Source organism: Aliivibrio kagoshimensis (assembly GCF_050337105.1).
GTDB classification, from domain to species: domain Bacteria; phylum Pseudomonadota; class Gammaproteobacteria; order Enterobacterales; family Vibrionaceae; genus Aliivibrio_A; species Aliivibrio_A kagoshimensis.
In genome coordinates this window covers 1-1,137 of sequence record NZ_JAKJSQ010000156.1, presented here as the reverse complement: position 1 = coordinate 1,137, position 1,137 = coordinate 1, and the positions used below count along the sequence as shown (strand labels likewise).

Sequence of the window (1,137 nt, the reverse complement as noted above, 5' to 3'; positions counted from 1 at the left end):
GTTGTGATTCGCATCTTTATTTGTATAATAACGATATTGAGACATATTCGCATTAGCATTTAACTTCATAGGATTTAACATGAAAAAAATTGTCACACTGTCTGCTCTTATTGCGGCGACTCTAGCTCCTTCCGTTTTAGCAGCAGAAGAAGTAAATGTTTACTCTTACCGTCAAGCTTTTCTTGTTGAACCTATGTTTAAAGAGTTTACTGCTGAAACTGGCATTACTGTTAATGTGAAGTTTGCGAAAAAAGGATTAGCAGAAAAACTGGCTCAAGAGGGTAAACTAAGCCCTGCCGATGTTATTCTAACCACCGATATCAGCCGTCTTGCTGAGCTATCTAATAAAGATCTGGTTCAAGCGGTAGACAGCAAAATTATTGACGAAAATGTGCCTGCACAGTACCGTGACAGTGATGATAAGTGGGTAGCGTTGACGTTACGTACTCGTAATGTCTACTCTTCTCGTGATCGTGTTGGCCGTCTTGCTGCTGATTTTAACTACACTGATCTAGCGAACCCAGAGTGGAAAGGCAAAATCTGTACTCGTTCAGGTAAGCACCCATACAATGTTTCATTAGTTGCTTCAATGATTGCCCACCACGGTGAAGCGGAAGCTAAAACATGGCTTGAAGGTGTTAAAGCTAACTTAGCACGTAAACCTCAAGGCAACGACCGTGCTCAAGTTAAAGCGGTTAAAGAAGGGTTATGTGATATCGCTTTAGGCAACAGCTACTACTTAGGTAAAATGGTGAATAACCCGAAACAAGTTGCTTGGGCTGAGTCGGTATACATCAACTTCCCTGGTCAAAAAGCAGAAGGTACTCACGTAAATGTCAGTGGCATGGCAATGGCCAAATATGCGCCTAATAAAGAGAATGCTCAGAAACTGATGGAGTTTTTAACTGCTGACGTAGCACAAAAAATGTATGCGGATGTTAACTACGAGTACCCTGTTAAAGAGGGTGTTGAACGTTCTGAATTAGTCGCTTCTTGGGGAGACTTCAAGGCAGATACGTTAGCGCTAGAGAAAATTGCAGAGAATCATACCAAAGCAATCAAACTTCTTGATGAAGTGAAATTTGATCTTTAAGTTTTTCCTAGTGGTATAAGTTAAGAATATGGGGATAATAGCCC

General features: G+C 40.9%; 1 protein-coding gene. It reads left to right on the top strand.

Annotated features, from left to right (window positions below; genetic code table 11):
- Nucleotides 1-79: 79 nt before the first annotated feature.
- Complete coding sequence (locus L4C32_RS20680; RefSeq protein WP_428198771.1) at nucleotides 80-1,093, top strand: Fe(3+) ABC transporter substrate-binding protein; 1,014 nt, start codon at nucleotides 80-82, stop codon at nucleotides 1,091-1,093.
- Nucleotides 1,094-1,137 lie beyond the last annotated feature (44 nt).